The sequence below is a fragment of the Aeromonas sp. 75A genome, assembly GCF_051919425.1.
Taxonomy (GTDB): Bacteria; Pseudomonadota; Gammaproteobacteria; order Enterobacterales; family Aeromonadaceae; genus Aeromonas; species Aeromonas veronii.
On record NZ_JBQBES010000002.1, the window covers coordinates 1940001 to 1963384 of the forward strand.

General features: G+C 58.9%; 20 protein-coding genes. 11 read left to right on the top strand and 9 right to left on the bottom strand.

The window, feature by feature from the left end; translation table 11 throughout:
- Positions 1-113: 113 nt before the first annotated feature.
- From hemG to pepQ, 4 genes are read right to left on the bottom strand one after another with little or no spacing between them, the layout of a single operon-like run.
- Positions 114-638, bottom strand: coding sequence for a menaquinone-dependent protoporphyrinogen IX dehydrogenase (gene hemG / locus ACTG2T_RS08935; protein ID WP_330125624.1), 525 nt, complete (start codon positions 636-638; stop codon positions 114-116).
- A gap of 7 nt (positions 639-645) precedes the next feature.
- The gene (locus ACTG2T_RS08940) at positions 646-2103 is read right to left on the bottom strand and encodes a TrkH family potassium uptake protein (protein WP_005339482.1); all 1458 of its coding nucleotides are present in this window, start codon (positions 2101-2103) and stop codon (positions 646-648) included.
- Positions 2104-2139: 36 nt separating this feature from the next.
- Positions 2140-2757 (bottom strand): YigZ family protein, encoded by a 618-nt coding sequence (locus ACTG2T_RS08945; protein WP_330125625.1) that lies wholly within the window; start codon positions 2755-2757, stop codon positions 2140-2142.
- Positions 2757-4079 carry a Xaa-Pro dipeptidase gene (pepQ, locus tag ACTG2T_RS08950; RefSeq protein WP_330125627.1) on the bottom strand — a complete coding sequence of 441 codons (1323 nt, stop codon included), beginning with the start codon at positions 4077-4079 and terminating at the stop codon, positions 2757-2759. The genes ACTG2T_RS08945 and pepQ overlap by 1 nt, the downstream gene beginning before the upstream one ends.
- Before the next feature lie 191 nt (positions 4080-4270).
- Between pepQ and ACTG2T_RS08955 the strand changes: the two genes are divergently transcribed.
- The 6 genes from ACTG2T_RS08955 to ACTG2T_RS08980 all read left to right on the top strand — a co-directional run bounded on the left by ACTG2T_RS08955 (position 4271) and on the right by ACTG2T_RS08980 (position 13431).
- Complete coding sequence (locus ACTG2T_RS08955; RefSeq protein WP_330125628.1) at positions 4271-6208, top strand: acetoacetate--CoA ligase; 1938 nt, start codon at positions 4271-4273, stop codon at positions 6206-6208.
- 204 nt (positions 6209-6412) lie between these two features.
- A complete protein-coding gene (gene fadB / locus ACTG2T_RS08960) occupies positions 6413-8560 on the top strand; it encodes a fatty acid oxidation complex subunit alpha FadB (protein WP_330125629.1) in 2148 nt (715 codons plus the stop codon).
- Between the two features lie 21 nt (positions 8561-8581).
- Entirely contained in the window at positions 8582-9745 is a 1164-nt protein-coding gene (gene fadA / locus ACTG2T_RS08965; protein ID WP_439973784.1) for an acetyl-CoA C-acyltransferase FadA, read from the top strand.
- Between the two features lie 278 nt (positions 9746-10023).
- On the top strand, positions 10024-10746 hold the full coding sequence (locus ACTG2T_RS08970) for a response regulator (RefSeq protein WP_005339475.1): 723 nt from the start codon (positions 10024-10026) through the stop codon (positions 10744-10746).
- Positions 10743-12188, top strand: coding sequence for an ATP-binding protein (locus tag ACTG2T_RS08975; protein ID WP_069528615.1), 1446 nt, complete (start codon positions 10743-10745; stop codon positions 12186-12188). The genes ACTG2T_RS08970 and ACTG2T_RS08975 overlap by 4 nt, the downstream gene beginning before the upstream one ends.
- A 4-nt stretch (positions 12189-12192) precedes the next feature.
- A complete protein-coding gene (locus ACTG2T_RS08980; RefSeq protein WP_330125631.1) occupies positions 12193-13431 on the top strand; it encodes an ABC transporter substrate-binding protein in 1239 nt (412 codons plus the stop codon).
- 75 nt (positions 13432-13506) lie between these two features.
- Here ACTG2T_RS08980 and ACTG2T_RS08985 read toward each other — a convergent pair whose 3' ends face one another.
- Positions 13507-13698, bottom strand: coding sequence for a hypothetical protein (locus tag ACTG2T_RS08985; protein WP_005339471.1), 192 nt, complete (start codon positions 13696-13698; stop codon positions 13507-13509).
- A 169-nt stretch (positions 13699-13867) separates the two neighbouring features.
- Between ACTG2T_RS08985 and tusA the strand changes: the two genes are divergently transcribed.
- Entirely contained in the window at positions 13868-14113 is a 246-nt protein-coding gene (tusA, locus tag ACTG2T_RS08990) for a sulfurtransferase TusA (RefSeq protein ID WP_005339470.1), read from the top strand.
- 21 nt (positions 14114-14134) lie between these two features.
- Positions 14135-14482 (top strand): RidA family protein, encoded by a 348-nt coding sequence (locus ACTG2T_RS08995; protein WP_021229265.1) that lies wholly within the window; start codon positions 14135-14137, stop codon positions 14480-14482.
- 144 nt (positions 14483-14626) lie between these two features.
- Here the strand turns inward: ACTG2T_RS08995 and ACTG2T_RS09000 are convergent, their stop codons facing one another.
- Together ACTG2T_RS09000 and ACTG2T_RS09005 are read right to left on the bottom strand one after the other, a co-directional pair.
- On the bottom strand, positions 14627-15283 hold the full coding sequence (locus tag ACTG2T_RS09000; RefSeq protein WP_005339468.1) for an OmpA family lipoprotein: 657 nt from the start codon (positions 15281-15283) through the stop codon (positions 14627-14629).
- Positions 15284-15412: 129 nt separating this feature from the next.
- Complete coding sequence (locus tag ACTG2T_RS09005; RefSeq protein WP_128834545.1) at positions 15413-15985, bottom strand: DNA-3-methyladenine glycosylase I; 573 nt, start codon at positions 15983-15985, stop codon at positions 15413-15415.
- Between the two features lie 222 nt (positions 15986-16207).
- Between ACTG2T_RS09005 and glyQ the strand changes: the two genes are divergently transcribed.
- Positions 16208-17131: a glycine--tRNA ligase subunit alpha gene (gene glyQ, locus ACTG2T_RS09010; protein WP_005339464.1), complete on the top strand. Its 924-nt coding sequence runs from the start codon at positions 16208-16210 to the stop codon at positions 17129-17131.
- Between the two features lie 9 nt (positions 17132-17140).
- Positions 17141-19222 carry a glycine--tRNA ligase subunit beta gene (glyS, locus tag ACTG2T_RS09015; protein WP_330125632.1) on the top strand — a complete coding sequence of 694 codons (2082 nt, stop codon included), beginning with the start codon at positions 17141-17143 and terminating at the stop codon, positions 19220-19222.
- A gap of 81 nt (positions 19223-19303) precedes the next feature.
- Here glyS and ACTG2T_RS09020 read toward each other — a convergent pair whose 3' ends face one another.
- Positions 19304-20236 (bottom strand): Abi family protein, encoded by a 933-nt coding sequence (locus ACTG2T_RS09020; RefSeq protein ID WP_330125633.1) that lies wholly within the window; start codon positions 20234-20236, stop codon positions 19304-19306.
- A 585-nt stretch (positions 20237-20821) separates the two neighbouring features.
- Between ACTG2T_RS09020 and ACTG2T_RS09025 the strand changes: the two genes are divergently transcribed.
- On the top strand, positions 20822-21586 hold the full coding sequence (locus ACTG2T_RS09025) for an EAL domain-containing protein (protein ID WP_330125634.1): 765 nt from the start codon (positions 20822-20824) through the stop codon (positions 21584-21586).
- Positions 21587-21704: 118 nt separating this feature from the next.
- On the opposite strand, the gene ACTG2T_RS09030 is transcribed toward ACTG2T_RS09025, so the two are convergent.
- Positions 21705-23243, bottom strand: coding sequence for an ADP-ribosyltransferase (locus ACTG2T_RS09030; protein ID WP_330125635.1), 1539 nt, complete (start codon positions 23241-23243; stop codon positions 21705-21707).
- Positions 23244-23384 lie beyond the last annotated feature (141 nt).

The window sequence follows — 23384 nt, forward strand, 5'->3', positions numbered from 1 at the left end:
TGCAAAAAATGGCACTTTTTACAGTTTTCCGGTTCAACCGTTGTTTTATTAAACAAAAGCCCCGCATCGGCGGGGCTGTTTCGGGCAAGAAACCCTGATTTCACATCACGCTGCTACCTTTTCGACCAGAATTCGCGTGCAAAGCTGCGCACCTTTTCCCAATCGGTAAATTCAATGTCCTTACTGGTGTCTGTACTACCACCGGTAATCTTCATGATCAGCTGGATGATGCGAGTTTGCCACCAGTTATAGCTGGAGTACTGCAGCGCGCCGGCAAACACCCCCAGGGTTTTCGGCTTCCAGGGGGAGAGACGCAGAAACTTCTTCATATAGGCATTGGTTTGCGGCGTCTGCTTCTCTGGTTTGCGGGCCGTCAGGTTGACACAGAAGAAGGCCGCATTGGCCACCTCCAACTGCTCCTGATGGGCATGAATAAAGCTGAACAGGCTGGGATGGAAGTTGCCATAACGGATAGAGGCGCCGATCAAGACCTTGGCATACTTGCTGAGGTTGCACATCGGCAAGGTGTGCAGATCGTGCATCACCACTTCGCATCCCGGCATCTGCTCCAGCATGACATCGACTATTTTGCGGGTTTGGCCATCCCGAGAGGAATAAAGCACCAGAATCTTGTCCATAACAACCTCAACTACGCCAGAATGCAGGAGTAAACAGTACCAGAAGCGTGAAAATTTCCAATCGGCCAAACAACATGGCCAACACCAGTACCCACTGGGCCGCTGGCGAGATATTGCCGAAGTTGGCTGATACCTCTCCCAAACCCGGACCTACGTTGGTGAAAGCCGCAGCTACAGCGGTGAATGCGGTCACTTCGTTCAGCCCCGTCATCAGCAAGAGCAGCATGAACATAAAGAAGAGAATAATATAGGTGGCGAAGTAGCCCCACACCGCCTCGACGATGCGCTCGGGCACCGCCCTATTCCCCAGCTTCAAGGTATAGATGGCTCTGGGGTGAACCAACCGCTTCAACTCGCGCATCCCCTGCATGAACAGGATCATAAAACGCATCACCTTGATGCCGCCGCCAGTACTGCCCGCGCAACAGCCGATAAAGGCGGAGAACATCAGCAGCATGGGCAGGAACGAGGGCCAGTCGGCATAGGTCGTGGTGCTGTAGCCGGTGGTGGTCCCCAGAGAGACCGCCTGGAAAAGACCGTGGTTGAGCGCCTCTTGCCAGGTGGCGTAGTGTCCGTGGGTCAGCAAGGCGACAAAGCAGATCATCACCAGGGTCGCCTGGATGGCCAGAAACACCTTGAGTTCAGAATCGTAAAGGTAGCGACCGAGCCGCACCGGGCGGTGTGAGAAAACGGTAAAGTGGAGCGCAAAGTTCACGCTGGCCAGCAGCAGGAACACCACGGTAATAAGGTTGATGACCGGACTGTTGAAGAAACCGATGCTGGCATCGTGAGTGGAGAAGCCACCGACCGACAGAGTCGAGAACGAATGGCAGACCGCATCGAACAGCGTCATCCCGGCGAGCCAGTAGGCCAGCGCACAGAGTGCGGTGAGCAGCAGATAGATGAACCAGAGCGCCTTGGCCGTTTCGGCGATGCGCGGCGTCACCTTGGTATCCTTCACCGGCCCCGGGATCTCGGCGCGATAGAGCTGCATGCCCCCGATCCCCAGCAGTGGCAGAATGGCCACCGCCAGTACGATGATCCCCATGCCCCCCAGCCACTGCAGCAGCTGGCGATAGAACAGAAACGCCTTGGGCAGATTATCGAGCCCGGTCAGTACCGTTGCGCCTGTGGTGGTCAGGCCGGAAAAAGATTCGAAGAAGGCCTCCGAGACCGACATATCCGGCACATCGCTCATGATGAAGGGCACCGCCCCCACACTGCCCAACACGGTCCAGAACAGCACCACAATCAGAAAGCCCTCTTTCGAGCGCATCTCCTTCTTGTGGTAGCGATTGGGAAACCAGAGCACCACGCCGAGCAGCAGGGCGATCAGAAAAGAGCTGACGAACTCGGCACCACCACCATCCCGATAGCCAAAGGCCACCAGTGCAGGCAACAGCATGGTCGAGCTGAACAGCGCAACCAGCAGGCCAACAATGCGAATAATGCTCAGAATGTGCATTACAGCTCCCTTTCCCCAATTAAAGAGCGATGGATTCTAGCCATCTAAGGGACTGAGGGATACCCGCCCATGAGTCCGGTCGGTCAATTCACGGTCCACCTGAGCCCAAACCGAGGACTCCCACGCCACCTGCAAGGTGACCTGCTGACCGTAATCCGCCGCCAGCAATTCGCCATTATGGCTGCTGATCAGCGACTCGACCGTCCCCATGTCACCGTAATCGCAGTGAATGAGAGAGGGAGTGCGTGGCACCTTGAGCAGGGTGGGCAGTTGCTTGAGGGCGGCACCGACGCCGCCCCCATAGGCTTTGACCAGTCCACCGGTGCCAAGCTGGATGCCGCCGTAGTAACGCACTACCACGGCGCAGATTTCACCGAGCCCCGAGCCCATCAACTGGGCCAGGATCGGCTTGCCCGCAGTACCGGACGGTTCGCCGTCATCGCTGAACCCATAAACCTGACTATCTTGCGGCGCACCAGCCACAAACGCCCAGCAGTGATGGCGCGCGGCCGGATGTTGGCGTTTGATCTCGTTGACCCACCCCTTTGCCGCCTCGACGGTCGGGGTGTGGGCGATCAGGGTAATGAAGCGGCTCTTATTTATCTCTTCGGTCAACTCCAGCGGGGCAGCTGGAATGGAGTACGCTGCCGCCATCAGAGTCCTGCTTGTCTGGTCATGTTCTCCACCCTGTTGGCGTGCAGCACCACGTTGTCTTCGATGCGGATGCCACCAAACGGCCGCAGTGCCTCTACCTTGTTCCAGTTGACCCGTTTGCCCTGTTCGCCCTGACGCAGCGGCTCCAGCAAACTGTCGATGAAGTAGAGTCCCGGCTCGATGGTGAACACCTGACCCACTTCCATCACCCGGGTGCAGCGCAGATAGGGAAACAGCTCGGGCGCCGCCAGATGGGTGCCGCGTTCATCCTGCATGAAACCACCCGCATCGTGCACCTGCAAACCGAGGAAATGGCCTAGGCCGTGGGGGAAGAAGACATTGGTCACCCCTGTGTGGATCATCTCGTCCACCGACATATCCACCAGCTCGGTGGTTTGCAGCAGGCGCGCCAGCTTATGATGCATCTGCAGGTGCAGCTCGCTGTAACGACGACCCGGTTTGATCTCCTTGATGATCTCCTGCTGCTGCTCGTCGAGGGCGGCAATCAGATCGGCAAACTCACCACGACGCCACGCCCAGGTACGGGTGATGTCGGAGGCATAACCGTGAAAATCGACGCCGGCATCGATCAGGAAGGAGTGGCGCTCCGCATCGGGCACCCGCACGGCGGACAAATGGGTGTAGTGCAGGATGGCCGCATTGCGGTTGATGGCGACGATATTGCCGTAGGGCGCCTCATTGGCCCCCTGCCCGACCGCCTTCATGTAGGCCAGATTGATCTCGAACTCGCTCGCCCCCGCCATAAAAGAGTCCTTGGCGGCGATATGGCCACGAACCCCGATCCGGTTCGCCTCACGAAGACACTCCAGCTCGTAGGGAGTCTTGTAGGCACGGTGATAGTGCAGGTAGTTGAGCACCGCCTCGGGATTGGGCTGGGTCAGCCCCAGCAGCTCGGCCACTTCCAGATGGCCCCCCAGATAGGCCCACTCCTGCTTGTTGGCAGGCAGATGGTCGGCCACCTGTTCCGGCCGGGTCAGGAAACGGATATCGAAGAACTCGACCCAGAAGGCATTGGGCAGGTCCGCCACCTTGTGCCAGAAATCCACTGGACGATAGAACAGCAGGATTGGTTTGTTCACCCCGTCCACCAGCAGCCAGCAGTGAGGATTGTCCAGCACCGGCAACCAGGCTTTGAAGTGCGGGTTTACCTTGAACGGGTAATCCTGATCATCGAGGAAGATGCGGTGGGTCTGGCCGGAGTGGATGGCCAGTCCGCTGAGCCCCTGTTGTTGCAGAATGTCGCGGGTGCGCTGCTGCAAGGTATCGAGGTGCTGGGCAAAAAGTTGGCTGTAGCTGCTCATGGCGTCCTGCTCCGAGGTGAATGTGATTGCAGCATAACATCAAGCGCTTGGCGGCTCGACCCGTCAAGCTGCCGCTTCGTGAGGTAACGCATACGTTACAAACGCGTTTGTTATCAACAAAGAACCAATCATTAACAAATCAAAAACAATTCAATACACTGCCGGTAGATACATGAAGTCAGGGATTACTCATGGACAACCTCTGCCTGTGGCAACCGGATCCGCTCGGGATGCAGCAATCCAACCTCTACCGTTTTATGGCGGAGGTGAACCGTTTCCACGGCTTGCAGTTGCAGAACTACCCGCAGCTTTATCAATGGTCGGTGGAGAAGACCACCCGTTTCTGGCCGCTGGTATGGCAGCACTGCGGCGTCAAGGGCGAGCTCGGCAATATAGTGGCGGAGAACCGTCAAGATATGCAGCGCACCCGCTGGTTCCCCGACAGCCGCCTCAACTTCGCCGAAAACCTGCTGCGCCGTCAGGACGAGAGCCCGGCCATCATCTCCCGCATCGAAGGGGGTCCAAGCAGTACTCTTAGCTGGGGTGAACTGAGTGATCAGGTGGCCCGGCTGGCTCAGTGGCTGCGTCATCAGGGGATTGGGCGTGGCGATGTGGTCGCCGCCTATCTGCCCAATATTCCGGAAACCGTGGTTGCCATGCTGGCAACCACCAGCCTCGGAGCAATCTGGACCTCCACCAGCCCCGACTTTGGCGAGGCCAGCGTGGTGGAGCGCTTCGGCCAGACCCAACCACGAGTGCTGTTTGCGGTGGATGGCTATCGCTACAACGGCAAAGCTATCGACATTCAACAGAAGGTCGCCAGCGTGGTGAGCCAGATCGGCAGCATAGAGCAGACGGTGATGATCCCCCTGCTCGGCAACCCGCTGCAGCTTGGTCACGACTGGCAGCAACTGCTGGCAAGCCTGCACGGTGCCCAGCTCGCCTTCGAGCCGATGGCTTTCAATGACCCGCTCTACATCCTCTACTCCTCCGGCACCACCGGCAAACCCAAGTGCATCGTGCACGGGATTGGCGGCACCCTGCTGCAACATCTGAAAGAGCACCAGCTGCACTGCGACATCAAGCCGGGGGAGCGAATTTTCTACTTCACCACCTGTGGCTGGATGATGTGGAACTGGCTGGTGAGCGCGCTCGCCTCCGGCGCCACCCTGGTGCTCTACGATGGCTCGCCGTTTTACCCGGATGGCAACGTGCTGTGGGATCTCGCCCGCGACGAGCAGGTCAGCTTGTTCGGTACCTCGGCCAAGTATCTCGATGCGCTGCACAAGCAGGGTTACGCCCCCATCAAGACCCACGACTTGCCGCACTTGCGGCTGATCTGCAGCACCGGCTCAGTGCTGTCGCCGGAGGGGTTCGACTACGTCTATCAGCAGATCAAGCAGGATGTGCAGCTCAGCTCCATCTCAGGTGGCACCGATATCTGCTCCTGCTTCGTCATCGGCAACCCGCTCAGCCCTGTCTATCGCGGCGAGAGTCAGGGGCGCGGCCTCGGTCTCGCGGTGCAGGTATTCAACGAAGCGGGCCAGCCGGTGCAGGGGGAGAAGGGCGAGCTGGTCTGCACCAAGCCGTTCCCGGCCCAGCCCATCTACTTCTGGGGCGACGAACATGGCGACAAGTACCACGCTGCCTACTTCGAGCGGTTCGACAACATCTGGTGTCACGGCGACTGGATCGAGCTGACCCCGACCGGTGGCATTCTGTTCTACGGCCGCTCCGACGCCACCCTCAACCCGGGCGGCGTGCGCATCGGCACCAGCGAGATCTATCGCTACGTCGAACAGCTAGACGAAGTGGAAGAGAGCATCGTCATCGGCCAGCAGTGGCAGCAAGACGAGCGGGTGGTGCTGTTCGTCAAGCTCAAGGCGGGCTGCAAGCTGGACGAGCCGCTGCGCGAGCGGATCCGCCAGCAAATAAAGCAACATTGCACCGCCCGCCACGTGCCCGCCCGCATCCTGCAGGTGGATGCCATCCCCCGCACCAAGTCCGGCAAGATCGTCGAACTGGCGGTTCGCGAAGTGGTACACAACCGACCGGTCAACAACACCCATGCCCTCGCCGATCCCGAGGTACTGAACCAGTATCGCAACCGGCCGGAACTGGCCAGTTGATAACAAACTCACATCTATCCGGGGCGCCGCAAGGCGCCTCTTTTTTGCCCGTTTTGTGATGAGGAGCTTTTACTCGAGATCTGTTAAACAAATGTTTTAAATAGGTGTTGAAAATGTCTCCTTTTGGATCAATAGTGAGCCTCGCCCCCTGCTGGGGATTAAGGAGCACCACTCCCCACTGAGTGGGAACAAGGAGACACTCTCATGATCTACCAAGGCGAAACCCTGTCGGTCAGCTACCTCGAAAACGGCATTGCCGAGCTGAGGTTTGATGCCCCGGGTTCAGTCAACAAGCTGGATCGCGCTACCCTGCTCTCCCTGAGCGAAGCGATCGCCGCATTACAACAAGAACGTGAACTAAAAGGTCTGATCCTCACCTCTGGCAAAGACGCCTTTATCGTCGGAGCCGACATTACCGAATTCCTGGAACTGTTCGATCTGCCGCAAGAAGATCTGCTCGGCTGGCTGAAAAAGGCCAACGACATCTTCAATGCCATCGAAGATCTGCCGGTTCCGACCCTCTCCGCCATCAAGGGCCACGCCTTGGGCGGCGGCTGCGAGACCATTCTCTCCACCGACTTCCGTCTGGCTGACACCACCGCCAAAATCGGCCTGCCCGAGACCAAACTCGGCATCATGCCGGGCTTTGGCGGCACCGTCCGTCTGCCGCGGGTGATCGGCGCCGACAACGCGCTCGAGTGGATCACCACCGGCAAGGATTATCGTGCCGATGACGCCCTCAAGGTGGGTGCCATTGATGCCGTGGTCGCCCCTGACGCGCTGCAGAGCGCTGCGCTGCAGATGATCAAGGACGCCATCGCGGGCAAACTGGACTGGCAGAGCCGTCGCGCCGCCAAAAAAGCCCCGCTGCGCCTCTCCAAACTGGAAGCCATGATGAGCTTCACCACCGCCGCCGGCATGGTTGCCGCCGTGGCGGGCAAACACTATCCGGCGCCGATGACCGCGGTGAAAACCGTCGAGGCCGCCGCAGGTATGGGCCGTGACGAGGCGTTGTCCGTCGAGGCACAGGGCTTTATCAAACTGGCCAAGACCGATGTCGCCAAGGCACTGGTCGGTATCTTCCTCAACGATCAGCACATCAAGGCGCTGGCCAAGAAGGCGGCCAAGCAGGCGTGCAAGGCCACCGGCCACGCTGCCGTACTGGGTGCCGGCATCATGGGCGGCGGCATCGCCTACCAGTCTGCCAGCAAGGGCATTCCGGCGGTGATGAAGGACATCAACGAGAAGGCTCTGGCACTTGGCATGGGCGAAGCCACCAAGCTGCTCAACGGCCAGCTCGAAAAGGGTCGCATCGACGGCATCAAGATGGGCCAGGTGCTCTCTGCCATCACTCCGACTCTCAGCTATGACAACGTCAAAGGCGTGGACGTCGTAGTCGAAGCCGTGGTCGAGAATCCCAAGGTGAAAGCCGCCGTACTGGGCGAAGTGGAAGGGATCATTGGCGAAGACGCAGTGCTCGCCAGCAACACCTCCACCATCCCAATCTCCCTGCTGGCCAAGGGGCTGAAGCGCCCGCAGAACTTCTGCGGTATGCACTTCTTCAACCCGGTGCACCGCATGCCACTGGTGGAGATCATCCGCGGCGAGCAAACCTCCGATGAAACCATCAACCGCGTGGTGGCCTATGCCGCCGCCATGGGCAAGTCCCCGGTGGTGGTCAACGACTGCCCGGGCTTCTTCGTCAACCGGGTGCTGTTCCCCTACTTCTTCGGCTTCAACAAACTGGTTGCCGATGGCGCCGACTTTGCCGCCGTCGACAAGGTAATGGAGAAGGAGTTTGGCTGGCCGATGGGCCCCGCCTATCTGCTGGATGTGGTCGGCATCGACACCGGTCACCATGCTGGTGACGTGATGGCGCAAGGCTTCCCGGCGCGGATGAGCAAGGAAGGCCGCACCGCCATCGACGTGATGTACGAAGTGAACCGCTTCGGTCAGAAGAACGGCAAGGGCTTCTACGCCTACGAGCAGGACAAGAAGGGCAAGCCGAAGAAGGTGGCTGACGCCGCTAGCTACGAGCTGCTGGCCCCCATCGCCAAGCCGAAACAGGATTTCGACAAGGAAGCCATCATCGCCCGCATGATGATCCCGATGATCAACGAGGTGGTGCTCTGTCTGGAAGAGGGCATAGTCGCCACGCCAGCCGAAGCCGACATCGCGCTGGTCTACGGTCTGGGCTTCCCTCCCTTCCGCGGCGGCGTGTTCCGCTATCTGGACACTATCGGTCTGGATCGCTACGTGGCCATGGCCGACCAGTATGCCGATTTGGGCCCGCTCTACCGCGTCAGCGACCGCTTACGCGAGATGGCCGCCCAGGGCAAAACCTTCTACTGATTGCGGAAAGGAGATCCACTCATGAAAGACGTAGTCATTGTCGACTGTATCCGGACCCCGATGGGCCGGTCCAAGGGCGGCGCCTTCCGCAACGTGCGTGCAGAAGATCTGTCCGCGCACCTGATGAAATCCATCCTGCTGCGCAACCCCAACCTCGACCCGAACGAGATCGAGGATATCTACTGGGGCTGCGTGCAGCAGACCCTGGAGCAGGGCTTCAACATCGCCCGCAACGCCGCGCTGCTGGCCGGTATTCCGAAGCAGGTGGGGGCGGTCACCGTCAACCGCCTGTGCGGCTCCAGTATGCAGGCGCTGCATGACGCCTCCCGCGCCATTCAGGTGGGTGATGGGGATATCTTCATCATCGGCGGCGTAGAGCACATGGGTCACGTGCCGATGAGCCACGGCGTCGACTTCCACCCGGGCATGGCCAAGTCGGTGGCGAAAGCCTCCGGTATGATGGGGTTGACCGCCGAGATGCTCGGCAAGCTGCACGGCATCAGCCGTCAGCAGCAGGACGAGTTTGCCGCCCGCTCCCACCGCCACGCCCACGCAGCAACAGTGGAAGGGCGTTTTGCCAAGGAGATCGTCGGGCTGGAAGGCCATGACGCCAGCGGCGCCCGCTTCTTCTACGACTATGACGAGGTGATCCGTCCGGAGACCACGGTCGAAACCCTGAGCCAGCTGCGCCCGGTGTTTGACCCGGTCAACGGTACCGTCACTGCCGGCAGCTCCTCGGCCCTGTCCGATGGCGCCGCCGCCATGCTGGTGATGAGCGCGGATCGCGCCAAGGCCCTCGGCCTCACGCCGCGCGCCAAGGTACGTGCCATGGCCATCGCCGGCTGTGACGCCGCCATCATGGGTTATGGCCCGGTGCCGGCGACCCAGAAGGCGCTCAAGCGTGCCGGTCTGACTGTCGGTGATATCGACCTGTTCGAGCTGAACGAGGCGTTTGCCGCCCAGTCCCTGCCCTGCGTGAAGGATCTGGGTCTGCAGGATCAGGTGGACGAGAAGGTGAACCTGAACGGCGGCGCCATTGCGCTGGGTCACCCCCTCGGCTGCTCCGGTGCCCGCATCTCCACCACCCTCATCAATCTGATGGAGGAGAAGGATGCCACCCTGGGGGTTGCCACCATGTGTATCGGTCTGGGTCAGGGCATCGCCACCGTGTTTGAACGGGTGTGATAACCAACCGGATCGACGGGATGCACTACTGAGAGTTGTCCCTTTTCGGGGCCTGTCTGACTGGCCCCTTTTCAAGTCTGTGACGATCGCCACACGGGGTGCTCGTCAGTGGTCAGAAGCTGTCTGTTGGCCGTCCCGTTTGGGTCGGCCTTTTTTCGTTTTAATCTTATCAATAGGCTGTTATTGCCTTAAACCTCACATTAGATAGGGGGCTTGCTTGCTTTTTACTCCCCCGACAGGTTCAATCTGCACAAAAAAATGGGTGGATGCACATACATATGTCAATGAGCAAACAACTGCTGATCGTCGATGACGACCAAGAGATCCGCGAGCTGCTCAATGAGTACCTGACCCGGGCGGGCTTTCAGGTATTGACGGCGGCGGAGGGCAACGAGATGCGCCAGCAACTCGCCCAGCACAGCCCGGACCTGATTATTCTGGACATCATGATGCCCGGCGAGGACGGTTTTACCCTCTGCCAGCAGATCCGTCGTGACTCCCAGGTGCCCATCATCATGCTTACCGCCGCCTCCGACGAAGCGGATCGGGTGATCGGTCTGGAACTGGGCGCCGACGACTATATCGCCAAACCGTTCAGCCCCCGTGAACTGCAGGCCCGCATCAAGGCGCTGCTGCGCCGCGCCGAATTCCGCCAGCCGGAAAAAGAGAAAGAGCCGAGCCGCCGCCTGCGTTTTGCCGAGTGGACCCTCGACACCCTGAGCCACCAGCTGACCCATGATGATGGCAGCCTGCTGGACCTCTCCGGCAGCGACGCCATGCTGCTCGGCATGTTCCTGCAACAGCCCGGCGTGGTGCTGGATCGCGACACCATCTCGGATGCCACCCGCGGCCGCGAAAGCCTGCCGATGGAGCGCGGTATCGACGTGCAGATCAGCCGTCTGCGCCAGAAGCTGGGCGACAACGGCAAGAGCCCGCGCATCATCAAGACCATCCGCGGTAGCGGCTACATGCTGATTGCCGAGGTGCACGAGCTGCCATGAGCAACAAGTGGTCCTGGGGGGCGCTGGTGCCCCGCTCCCTGTTGTCACGGATGATCCTGCTGCTGTTGCTGGCCATCCTGCTCTCCCAGACCATTCTGACCGGCATCTGGATGCAGCAGATCCAGAAGCGGGAGCTGGAGGGGATGCTCAGCACCACCCGCAACCTCGCCATGTCTGCCGCTTCCACCGTCAACTTCTTCAAATCCCTGCCGCTGCAGTATCGCCATATCGCGCTGGACCAGCTGCGCAACATGGGGGGCAGCCGCTTCTTCGTCTCGCTCAACGAGGAAGAGATACACATCAACGCCATCCCCGACAGCGAACGCAAGACGCAGGTGCTGGAGGAGGTACAGGGCGTGCTGACCCGCAAGCTCTCCGACGCCATGGCGATCAAGGTGGATTTCTCCCGACCCGATGACCTCCACGTCTTCAACAACGACACCTTGCTGGCGGATCTCCCCTCCTCCTGGGCCCGCTACACCCTGTCGCTGGAGCCGCTCAATCCACCGGTACTGGTGACCCAGATCGAGATCGAAAAGGGGGAGTGGCTCTATCTGGCGGCCCTGCTGCCCGCCCCCTACATGACCCTCGACGATACCGTGATGCCAAGCAATCAGGTGCGTTTCATCGCCCTGATGACGGTGTTCCTCTGCTTCTTCACCTTTATGCTGGTGCGCTGGCAGACTCGGCCGCTGCGCCGTCTCGCCAAGGCGGCGGTGAATCTGGGCAAGGATATCGACCAACCCTCGCTCAAGGAGGAGGGTGCCTCCGAGATCGTCGCGGCGACCCGCGCCTTCAACATCATGCAGCACCGCATTCGTCGCTATATCGATGATCGGGAACGGCTGTTCAGCTCGATTTCCCACGACCTCAAGACACCCATCACCCGACTGCGACTGCGGGTCGAACTGCTCGACGACGAGGTACAGATCGCCAAGTTCAACAAGGATCTCGACGAACTGGAGCTGATGGTGAAAGGGGCACTGCAGACGGTCAAAGAGACCGACATTCACGAGAATATCGAGGAGATCGACATCAACGCCCTGCTTGAGCAGATGGCGGAGTCGATGAACCTGCACGACGAGCGGCTGACCATCGAAGGCCACTGCAAGTGGCCCTACCGCGGCAAACTGCTGGCGCTCAAACGCTGCATCGGCAATCTGGTGGACAACGGCATCAAATATGGCCAGCAGGTGCGCATCATCATCATGGATGACGAGGAGATGCTGATCCTCTTCATCATGGATGAGGGCCCCGGCCTGCCGGACGATCAGTTCGAGCGCATCTTCGAACCCTATTACCGGCTCAGTACCGATCAGGCTGGCACCGGCCTCGGCCTTGGCATCGCCCGCAACATAGCCCACGCCCACGGCGGCGATCTGGTGCTGGAAAACCGTCCGCAAGGTGGCCTGCAGGCCACGCTCTCCCTACCAAGGCAGTAACCTTATGAAGTGGTTGTCTTTTTCTGTCATCGCCCTGCTCTCTGCTCCCGTTGCAGCCTCCCAGGTGGAAGTGCTGCACTGGTGGACATCCGGCGGCGAAGCAAAAGCGGTCGAAGTGCTCAAATCCGAGTGGACCAAACAGGGCAACCAGTGGAACGACTTTGCAGTGCAGGGCGGCGGCGGCAAGAGCGCCATGACGGTATTGAAGAGCCGGGCACTGGCCGCCAACCCGCCCGAAGCGGCCCACCTCAAGGGTTACGAGCTCAAGGAGTGGGCCGGGCTCGGCTTCCTGCGCGATCTCACCCCCATGGCCGAACACCTCGGCTGGTACAGTCAGATGCCGCCCATGGTGCGTGCCACCCTCAGCCAGAATGGTGCCCTGATGGCGGTGCCCACCGGCATCCACCGGGTCAACTGGCTGTGGCTCAACCGCAAGATCTTCGAGCGCAACAAGCTGACTCCGCCCACCAGCTGGGTCCAGTTTGTCACCGTCGCCGATCAGCTTAAGAAACGGGGCATCACCCCGCTCGCCATCGGCAACGAGCCCTGGCAGCTGGCGGTACTGTTTGAAACAGTGGCACTCGGTGAGGGCGGAAAAGAATTCTATCGCAAGGCGTTCCTCGAGCAGGACAGCGCCACCCTGACCGGCCCCGACATGGTTCGGGTGTTGACCCGTTTCCAGCAGCTGCGCGCCTACGTGCCGCAAAAATACGCTGGTCTGAAGTGGCATCAGGCCACCAATCTGCTGGAGAGCGGTGGCGCCGCCATGCAGGTGATGGGGGACTGGGTGAAGGGTGAACTGAGCGCGGGCAACTACCGGCCGGGTGAGGATATCGCCTGCCTGCCGAGCCCGGGCAGCGCCGGACTGTTCAGCTACAACCTCGACTCCATCGCCATGTTCAAACAGCGGGATCCGGCCCAGCTGCAGGCGCAGGGGGATCTGGCTCAGCTGCTGATGACGCCGCAATTCCAGGAGGAGTTCAATCGGGTGAAGGGGTCGATCCCGGCGCTGACCAATCCCGACATGAGCAAGTTCGACCGCTGCGCCGTCCGCTCCTATCAGGATTTCCTGCTGGCGGAAAAGCAGGACAACCTGCTGCCCAGCATGGCGGAAGGGATGGCGACGCCGACCAATATGCGGCAAGCGATCCTCGATGTGCTGAGCAACTTCTTCAACGACCCCAAGGCCAACCCGGAGCAGACGGCGCTGCATCTGGAGCGGGCGATGCGCTCGACCCGCTGATCCGGGCACATTACCAAACGGCAGAAATGACAAAGGCGGAATTGCTCCGCCTTTGTTGTTGAATCGTCATCCGATTCAGGATTGATCGTTCTCGTCCTCATCCTCGTCATAGTAATCGCTGAGCTCGATCCAGAGCCCCAACCCGACCATCACCATGGAGCCGAACCAGGTACCGGTATTCCCGATCGGGCTGCCCATCACTATCATGGCGAAGGACAAGAACCCCATGCCTGCATAGGCCTGCAATCTGCCGTAGGAGACCTGCATATTCACCTCCTTGTTGAATATGGTTCAATTTTTATATTACTCGTCCGGCGCAAGCTGGATAGGGCCGAATAACATTTCGGTTACATATGCTGGTTGATGGGGCGTTTGTTTGATTATTTTTTAGCCCTGAGTATCATTGGCAGCCGAATAGGTTGAAGGTTGATAATAGATGAGTGATTTATTCTGCGGCGCAACCCACGAGTTGGACGCAATCGGGCTTCGTTGCCCGGAACCCGTTATGATGGTTCGCAAGAAAGTGCGGCTGATGGCGGATGGCGAGACCCTGCTGGTCAGTGCCGACGATCCTTCAACCACCCGCGACATCCCCAGTTTCTGCCGCTTTATGGATCACACCCTGGTCGCCAGCGAGACAGAGCAGGCCCCCTACCGCTACCTGATCCGCAAGGGTCAATAAGCCCCCGTACCGGAGCACTCCATGACAACCATTACCCGAATCGGCACCACCCAGCGTTGGTCAGACGTGGTCATCCACAATGGCACCCTCTACGTGGTGGAAGTGCCCGTCAGCGAAGAGGCCGACATCCACCAGCAGACCCGCGAAGTGCTGGCAAGCCTGCAGCGCCTGCTGGAAGCCAACGGCTCCGGCGTCGACAAGATCCTGATGGCCAACATCTATCTCAAAGACATTGGTGACATCGCGGCCTTCAACGAGCAGTGGGATGCCTGGATCCCTGCTGGCACCGCCCCCGTGCGCGCCTGCGTACAAGCTCGCCTGGCCCACGAAGGCTACAAGGTGGAAGTGCAGCTGACTGCGGCTGTCTAAGAGGCGGTTCTTCCCCTCATCCCCGGCCCTTCTCCCACAAGGGGAACAGGGAGCAAAGAACAAGGAGCCATTGCTCGCAACGGCTCCAATAGAAAGGCCCCGCCATTACTGGCGGGGCCTTTTCGTTACCGAGACCTGAACGACTTAGGCGGTCGGGGTCAGGGTAATGGTCACGCGGCGGTTCTGGGCTTTGCCAGCGGCGGTGCTGTTGGTAGCAACCGGCTGATCCGGGCCTACGCCGGTGGTGGAGATGCGGCTACCTGCTACGCCCTGACCAATCAGCTGGGCAGCAACGGCATCGGCACGATCGCGGGAGAGCTTCATGTTCAGATCGCGGGAACCTGTACTGTCGGTGTGACCGACCACGTTCAGGCGGGTCTTGTCGAACTCGGCAACCACCATGGCTACGCCGGAGAGGGTGTTGGCACCGGCCGCTTTCAGCTGGGAGCTGGAGCTGTCGAAGGTCACGTTGTTCGGCATGTTGAGGATCAGCTCATTGCCATTGCGGGTCACGCTGACGCCGGTGCCCTGCAGCTTCTCGCGCAGCTTGGCTTCCTGCACGTCCATGTAGTAGCCGATACCGCCACCCAGCGCCGCGCCAGCAGCAACGCCGGTCAGGATGCCCTTCTTGCGGTCACCCTTGCTGGAGGAGAGCGCACCTACGGCCGCACCGGCAGCGGCGCCAGCCAGCGCGCCCCATGCACCTTTGGAGGTCTGGGATTCACCTGTGTAGGGGTTGGTGGTACAGCCGCTCAGGGCAACGGTCAGTGCCAGAGCAGGCACCAGGATCTTGGCTCGCATGAAAAAACCTCTGTGAAAACAATCCGGCACCATGCCGGGGGCCGGATTGTAACGCGCTGGCACGCCATTGTCTGACGCAAGCCTGAACAGATGGCGAGAGTGATGTTTTTTTGGGCAATCGACGGGTTGTCAGCGCGGTAACTGACACTCGGCGTGGCAAGGACAGCTGACCAGATGATCGTTCACCATCCCCACCGCCTGCATAAAGGCGTAACAGATGGTGCTGCCGACAAAGTTGAAGCCGAGCTTCTTGAGTGCTTTCGACATGGCATCCGACTCCGGTGAGGTCGCAGGAATATCGCCATTGCCCTGCCGCTGGTTAACGATGGGGGCGCCGCCCACAAAGCCCCACAGGTAGGCGGCGAAGTCGATCCCCTGCTCCTGCAACGCCAGATAAGCGCGGGCATTTCTGATGATCGACTGCACCTTGAGCCGGTTGCGGATGATGCCGCTGTCCTGCATCAACCGCTCTACATCCTGCTCGTCGAACCGGGCAATCTGCACCGGATCAAAGTCGGCATAGGCGCGGTAATAGCTCTCGGTGCGCTTGAGGATGGTGATCCACGACAGCCCCGCCTGCTGGCCGTCGAGGCAGAGCTTGGCAAACAGCTCGCGGGCGTCATAGACCGGTCTGCCCCACTGTTTGTCATGGTATTCAATGTATTCCGGGTCTTTGGTCACCCAGGCGCAGCGCAGTTCCATTTCCTCTCCCTCGTTATTTCAGCGGTTTGCCCGACCCTGCCCACTCTACAGGCGGCACTGCTCACATCATATACCGGACAGCCCGCCCGACCAGCCAGAGCGCAGCACCATCCCGCGAATCCGCTGCAATTTCGCCTATTATCCGACCATGCCAGACGGTATACTCCCTCGGTTCACATTCAGCAAATCTTGCTCTGATTTTCATTTCGCGCGAAAAAAATTATGCAAAAATTCGATGTCAAAACCTTTCAGGGCCTGATCCTGCAGCTGCAGGACTATTGGTCCCGCCAGGGCTGTACCATCATTCAGCCGCTGGATATGGAAGTGGGTGCCGGTACTTCCCACCCCATGACCTGTCTGCGTGCCCTGGGCCCGGAGCCCATCGCCTGCGCTTACGTGCAACCGTCCCGCCGTCCGACTGACGGCCGCTACGGTGAAAACCCGAACCGCCTGCAGCACTACTACCAGTTCCAGGTGATCATCAAGCCTTCCCCCGACAACATTCAGGAACTCTATCTGGGCTCCCTGAAAGAGCTGGGCATGGATCCCGAGATCCACGACATCCGCTTCGTGGAAGACAACTGGGAAAACCCGACTCTGGGTGCCTGGGGTCTGGGTTGGGAAGTGTGGCTGAACGGCATGGAAGTGACCCAGTTCACCTACTTCCAGCAGGTTGGCGGCCTCGAGTGCAAGCCGGTCACCGGCGAGATCACCTACGGTCTCGAGCGTCTGGCCATGTACATTCAGGGCGTGGACAGCGTCTACGATCTGGTCTGGTCTGACGGCCCGCTGGGCAAGACCACCTACGGCGACGTGTTCCACCAGAACGAAGTGGAGCAATCCACCTACAACTTCGAGCACGCCGATGTGGAGTTCCTGTTCCACTGTTTCGAGCAGTACGAGAAGGAAGCCCAGAATCTGCTGGCACTGGAAAAACCGCTGCCGCTGCCTGCCTACGAGCGCATCCTCAAAGCCGCTCACTCCTTCAACCTGCTGGATGCCCGCAAGGCCATCTCGGTCACCGAGCGTCAGCGCTACATCCTGCGCATTCGCACCCTGACCAAGGCCGTGGCAGAGGCATACTACGCCTCCCGCGAAGCGCTGGGCTTCCCTATGTGTCAGCGCAGTGAGAACAAGCAAGGTTAAGGAACGGACATGGCACAACATACATTTCTGGTAGAGATCGGTACTGCTGAGCTGCCGCCCAAAGCCCTGCGCTCCCTGGCCGAAGCCTTTGCCGACAACTTCAAAGCCGAACTGACCAAGGCCGATCTGGCCTTTGGCGACGTCGAGTGGTTTGCCTCACCGCGCCGTCTGGCGCTGAAGGTAAGCGAGCTGGCTGGCGAGCAGCCGAGCAAGAGCGTCGAGAAGCGCGGCCCGGCCGTGGCGCAGGCGTTCGATGCCGAAGGCAAGCCGACCAAGGCTGCCGAAGGCTGGGCCCGTGGCAACGGCATCACCGTTGAGCAGGCCGAGCGTCTGGTCACCGATAAGGGCGAGTGGCTGGTTCACACCGCCAAGGTCGAAGGCCGTCCGGCCAAAGATCTGCTGGGCGAGCTGGTAGCCTCCGCACTGGCCAAACTGCCGATCCCGAAAATGATGCGCTGGGGCGACAAGACCATCCAGTTCGTGCGTCCGGTCTTCACCGTGACCCTGCTGCTGGATGGGGAGCTGGTTCCCGCTCACATTCTGGGTATCGACTCTGCCCGCACCATTCGCGGTCACCGCTTTATGGGCGAGAGCGAGTTCACCATCGACAACGCCAGCCAGTACCCGCAGATCCTGCAGGAGCGCGGCATGGTGATTGCCGACTTTATGGCGCGCAAGGCCAAGATCAAGGCTGACGCCGAAGCGGCCGCTGCCGCCTTCGGTGGCGTGGCCGATCTGGACGACGCCCTGCTGGAAGAGGTCACCGCACTGGTCGAGTGGCCGGTGGTGCTGACCGCCAACTTCGAAGAGAAGTTCCTGGCCGTTCCGGCTGAAGCGCTGGTACACACCATGAAGGGTGACCAGAAGTACTTCCCGGTCTACGACAAGAACGGCAAGCTGCTGCCGAAGTTCATCTTCGTCACCAACATCGAGTCGAAAGACCCGAGCCAGATCATCAGCGGCAACGAGAAGGTGGTTCGCCCCCGTCTCTCTGACGCCGAGTTCTTCTTCAAGACCGACCTCAAGCAGACCCTGGCCTCCCGCCTGCCGCGCCTTGAAACCGTGCTGTTCCAGCAACAGCTGGGCACCGTCAAGGCCAAGGTCGAGCGTATCGAGGCCGTCGCCGGCTTTATCGCCCAGCGTATAGCGCCTACCGAAATTGACACTTTCACTCAGGCCCGCCGTGCCGGTCTGCTCTCCAAGTGTGACCTGATGACCAACATGGTCGGCGAGTTCACCGACACCCAGGGTGTCATGGGGATGCACTACGCCCGTCACGATGGCGAAGACGAAGCGGTCGCCGTGGCTCTCAACGAGCAGTACATGCCGCGCTTTGCCGGTGATGCCCTGCCGTCCGGTCTGGTTGCCTGCGCCGTCGCGCTGGCCGACAAGTTCGACACCCTGGCCGGTATCTTCGGCATCGGCATGCTGCCGAAGGGTGACAAGGACCCGTTCGCCCTGCGTCGCGCTGCCATCGGTGCCCTGCGCATCATGACCGAGAAGCAGCTGGATCTGGATCTGGTTGAACTGGTTGAAGAAGCGGTACGCGTCTACGGCGACAAGCTGACCAACAAAACCGTCGTCACCGACGTGGTCGACTTTATGCTGGGCCGCTTCCGCGCCGCCTATCAGGACGAAGGCATCGGTGCCGACGTGGTGCTGGCCGTACTGGCCCGCCGCCCGACCCGTCCGCTCGACTTCGATCGTCGCGTCAAGGCCGTCAGCCACTTCCGCACGCTGGATGCCGCACTGGCACTGGCTGCCGCCAACAAGCGCGTGAGCAACATTCTGGCCAAGGTCGAAGGCGAACTGCCGACTGCCGTCAAACCGGAACTGCTGGTCGATGCCGCCGAGAAGGCGCTGGCCACCCAGGTTGCTGAACTGCAAGCCGAACTGGCCCCGCTGTTCGCCGCCGGTGACTATCAGGCTGCCCTCACCCGTCTGGCCGCCCTGCGCGAGCCGGTCGATACCTTCTTCAACGAGGTGATGGTGATGGCCGACGACGAAGCCCTCAAGGCCAACCGCCTGGCGCTGCTGAACAACCTGCGCAACCTGTTCCTGCAAGTCGCGGATATTTCGCTGCTGCAGTGATATGGTTGGGTAAGTGATATTAAAAAAGGCGCCGTAAGGCGCCTTTTTATTATTTTCTATAAAAGCATCAAATAAATAACATTAGAGTGCTTCTATTATGTATTTACACCCTGATATTGAAATCAACTCTGGCTTCTTGTGAGTGCGAATTTCAGCCAGAAAGCGCTTTAATTTATTCTTTCTATTAATGCTTATATCTTTTCCCTTTGCTCTATGACGACAAATATCAAGCATATCTTTTGAAGCAATATATTTTGCCTTTTTTATTAATTTTTGTGAGTCAAGGAGTGAAAGTTTATCTTTTGATATAATGCCTATCAGTTGCTCAATTTTAGCAATCTTCTTATTTACATATTCTATTGCTTCCGCTTCTGTTGTAACTGATATACCTTTCCACAACGGCTCATGATGAGAGAGTCGATTCCTAAATATTCTTAGCTCAGAAACGATGTCATACAGAACTGTATGGGTTACTTGGGAACTCTGATCAGGCCAATTTTTAAATGCTTTCTTGGTATATTTAGGCCATAAGAAATCGGGACCATTAAGTTGGTAATGACAAGGATGTAATATGAACTCCCATGTACTAAAATCTGTTGCCGCAACAACCACATCAAATGCAGGTCGATGATTTGCTGGAAGTTTATTTTTTCCTTGTATTTTTCTTTGATTATTTATTTTAGTGTTTACGTTTGTCCGAGCCTTCTCGAAGTTTTGTTTAAGATTAGTATGGTTAAAATTCTCTTTAATTAGTGCTGGTGGGAACTTATGATTTCCAATCTGATCATACCAATAATCACCAAACGCATTCACTGCAGCTGTATTTATAGCATTACGTAACGCTACCTCAGCAGCTTGAAGCAAAGGATAAATCGCACTACATAAAACTTTGTTCCAGATATAAACGCCATATACTTCTTCTATGGAATGTTCTTGGAAAAAGTTTATATACGTATCAAGTCGCGGTGTAGATATATATGGAGTTATTTTATTATAACTAATATTTTTATACATGTTAATTAAGATGACAATATTGGAGTTGACTTATAATATCATACGAAATGGTTTGATTAAAATATATCACAAGTCCTTACACCATAAATATTTATGATGCTTAATGAAAAAAAACACATAAACAACCACTTTTACATTGACTTTTATTTTTTTTTCTTGTACATTTCACATCGAGCTAGTGCGGACCCCTTTTGAGTTTTACTCTCTATGTCTAGCACAATGGCATAAAAATGTTAGCTAGTGTAGAACCCTTTCGATAATTATCGATATTTCTGACACAATGGCACGAGAATTTAAACCCCTGTACATACGTACAGGGGTTTTTTGTTCATAGCGATATTATAACGTTAACTCGTAGCCTCGATTCACTGTCAGGTGCTATCGGACTTTCGCGTAAATGGATTCTCCCACCATATCGGTCACCCGCATTTCCCCCTCCAGCTGGCCGCCCCTGAATCACGGCAACAACTGTAATCAAAACCTCTCGTTCGTCCGATTACGCTTCGCTAATCGAGCCTACAGGGGGGTAATGAGCTGTTATCATTTGAGACAGTGCCCAGCGCCGCCACGCCCAAGAGGAAAGTCATGGATATACCTGCCGCCCCATCCCCCGCCATCTGCCAGCTGTGTCAGGAGAAAGCAGATCTCGACTTCGACTTCACCATGGCCTTTCAGCCCATCGTCGATTGCAGCCAGCGCACCATCTTCGGCTACGAGGCGCTGGTGCGGGGGCTCAACAACGAGCCGGCGCAGAGCGTGATTGCCTGGGTCAACGATGGCAATCGCTACCGCTTCGACCAGCTGTGCCGCATCAAGGCCATCGCGCTGGCGGCACGGCTCGGTATGAAGGGGATGCTGAGCATCAACTTTCTGCCCAATGCGGTCTATCGCCCGGAGCGCTGCATCCGCACCACCCTGCAGGCGGCCCGCGAACACCACTTTCCCATCGAGCAGATCATGTTCGAGCTGACCGAGGTGGAGCAGGTGCAGGATAGCCAGCATCTTCGCGGTATCGTCGATCACTATCAGGCGCTCGGCTTCAAGACGGCGATCGATGACTTTGGCGCCGGTTACTCGGGCCTCAACCTGCTGGCCGATTTTCATCCCAACATCGTCAAACTCGATATGCACCTGCTGCGGGGCATCGACCAGGACCCGACCCGACAAGCCATAGTGCGCCACTGTCTGGCGCTGTTTGCCGAGTTGCAGATCACCCCGCTGGCAGAGGGGATCGAGACCCGCGAAGAGATGGCCTGCCTGCGGGAGATGGGCGTCAGCCTGATGCAGGGCTATCTGTTTGCCCGCCCCGGCTTCGAAACCCTGCCGGAAGTAGATTTCGCCAGCTTGTAAGCAAATCGGCCTGCACTGACCCCCTCAGCCTACTCCCGCCCGAATAAGAAAACGGACACCCGAGGGTGTCCGTTTTTATGTCATATCACCTTGCCCCGAGGGGTTGTGTGCTGACGGTTTACAGATAGCTCTCATCGACGCCGATATGGGCCAGCGCAGCCAGCTCGAGCGGTGTCAGCTGGCTGGCGGAGTCGATCATGGTCGGCTCGCCACGGGCGGACCCGGGCAGTTGCAGCCGCTCCTTGAGCGCATCGGTCAGGCTGCCCACCAGATTGCCCATGCGGGTCAGGCGGGAGACCAGCACGGCCTCAGGACTGCTTTCGCTATCGGCAAAGCCGGAGACCTGAGCCACCGCGAAGTCGCAGATAGCCCTGGCCCGATCACCAAAAGCCCCTTCCAGCTGTTGCAGCACCTGCCGTGCCTCGCTGTCGCCGAGACGCCCCAGCTCCGCCTGCATATGGCCGGTGTCAAAGCGCAGTCGCGCCCCGGCATCGAGCCGTTCCTCTCGCGGCTTGAGCGCGGTATGGTCCACCCACGCCTGCTCGGTCTGACCGGCAAACTGCATCAGGCCGCCCAGCACCAACCGCTGGTTGGGACGCGCCGAGGCGAGGCTGTCGAGGGCATGACCAAGGGAAGAACCCTTGGCATCGCTGCCGCTGGCCAGCGAGAGCGCCAGAGTACGCAGGGTTTGCAGGTCGCCGCGGGTCTGCAACTTGGCCATGTGGGAGCCATTAATGGAGCCATCGGCAATGTGCTGATGCAGGGCGTTGAGATCGCTGCTGCTCAGGGTCACCTCGGTAGAGGTTTGATCCCGCAGCAGGTAGCTGGCCTGATAGCTGATAAGATCCAGCGCCAGCTTGTAGCCGGTGGCCGGGGTCTGCCGCGCCATGGCGACCTGTTCGCGAGCAGCCCCTTTGCTCTCACCGCTTTGGACGGGTGCCGCATCCGCAGTGGTGGCCGCACTTTGCGCCGGTTCGCCAGCGATTTCAGCCTTGACGGCCCGCTGCAGGTCGGCCACTTCACCCATCGCGGTGTGCAGCTGGCTCATCGCATCCTGCAGCAGTTCGGGGGTGGCGCTGGCGAGCAAGTCGGTCACCTTGCCCCCCACAGTGCCCCACTGCTGGAGCGGGATACCGGCGATGGGGCGGGCCAGCAGCCCGGCAGCCAACTCCCGGAGTTCCGGCTGCTCGGAGCCGACGACAACAGCCTGCAACGCGGTGCAGAGAGAGCGCAGTGGGCCGTTGCCGGTCGCCAGAGTGGCGTGCTCCTTGCCCAGTTGTTCGGCGGCGATGTTGTTCAATACGTCCGCCTTGGCAAAGCCACCCAGCGAGCTACCAAATGCAGCCTGCTTCATCAGACGCTGAAGATCCTCGGGGGAAGCTGCGGTTTGCGCCTTCGGCGCAGCGGCACTTTTGCCGCTCCCAAGCAGGTTGCCAATCCACTCTTTGATGGCCACAAACGGGCGGGCCAGTTGGGCCCCCAATCGCGAAAGCTGCCCCTGCCCCTTTTGCGGTTCGCTGCGGTTGCCCAGCAAGATCGCATCTTGCCCGGTAGCGACCTGACGCGCCTCCAGCTGGCCCATCCGGCCAACCCCTGTGGTTGCGTCACTGTGGTGAGCGACGGCCTGTGTGCCGACGGTGTTTGCTTGAATCTGCATGATGATTGTCTTCTTGTGATGTTTCGCCGCCAGTCTAGGAGAGGCCATCAACAGGGACTATCGGGATTGGTCGCGATTTTTGTGCTGAGCGCGGCGTGCTATCTCGCTGACCGAAAAGCTAAAAAAAGAGAGCCACCATTA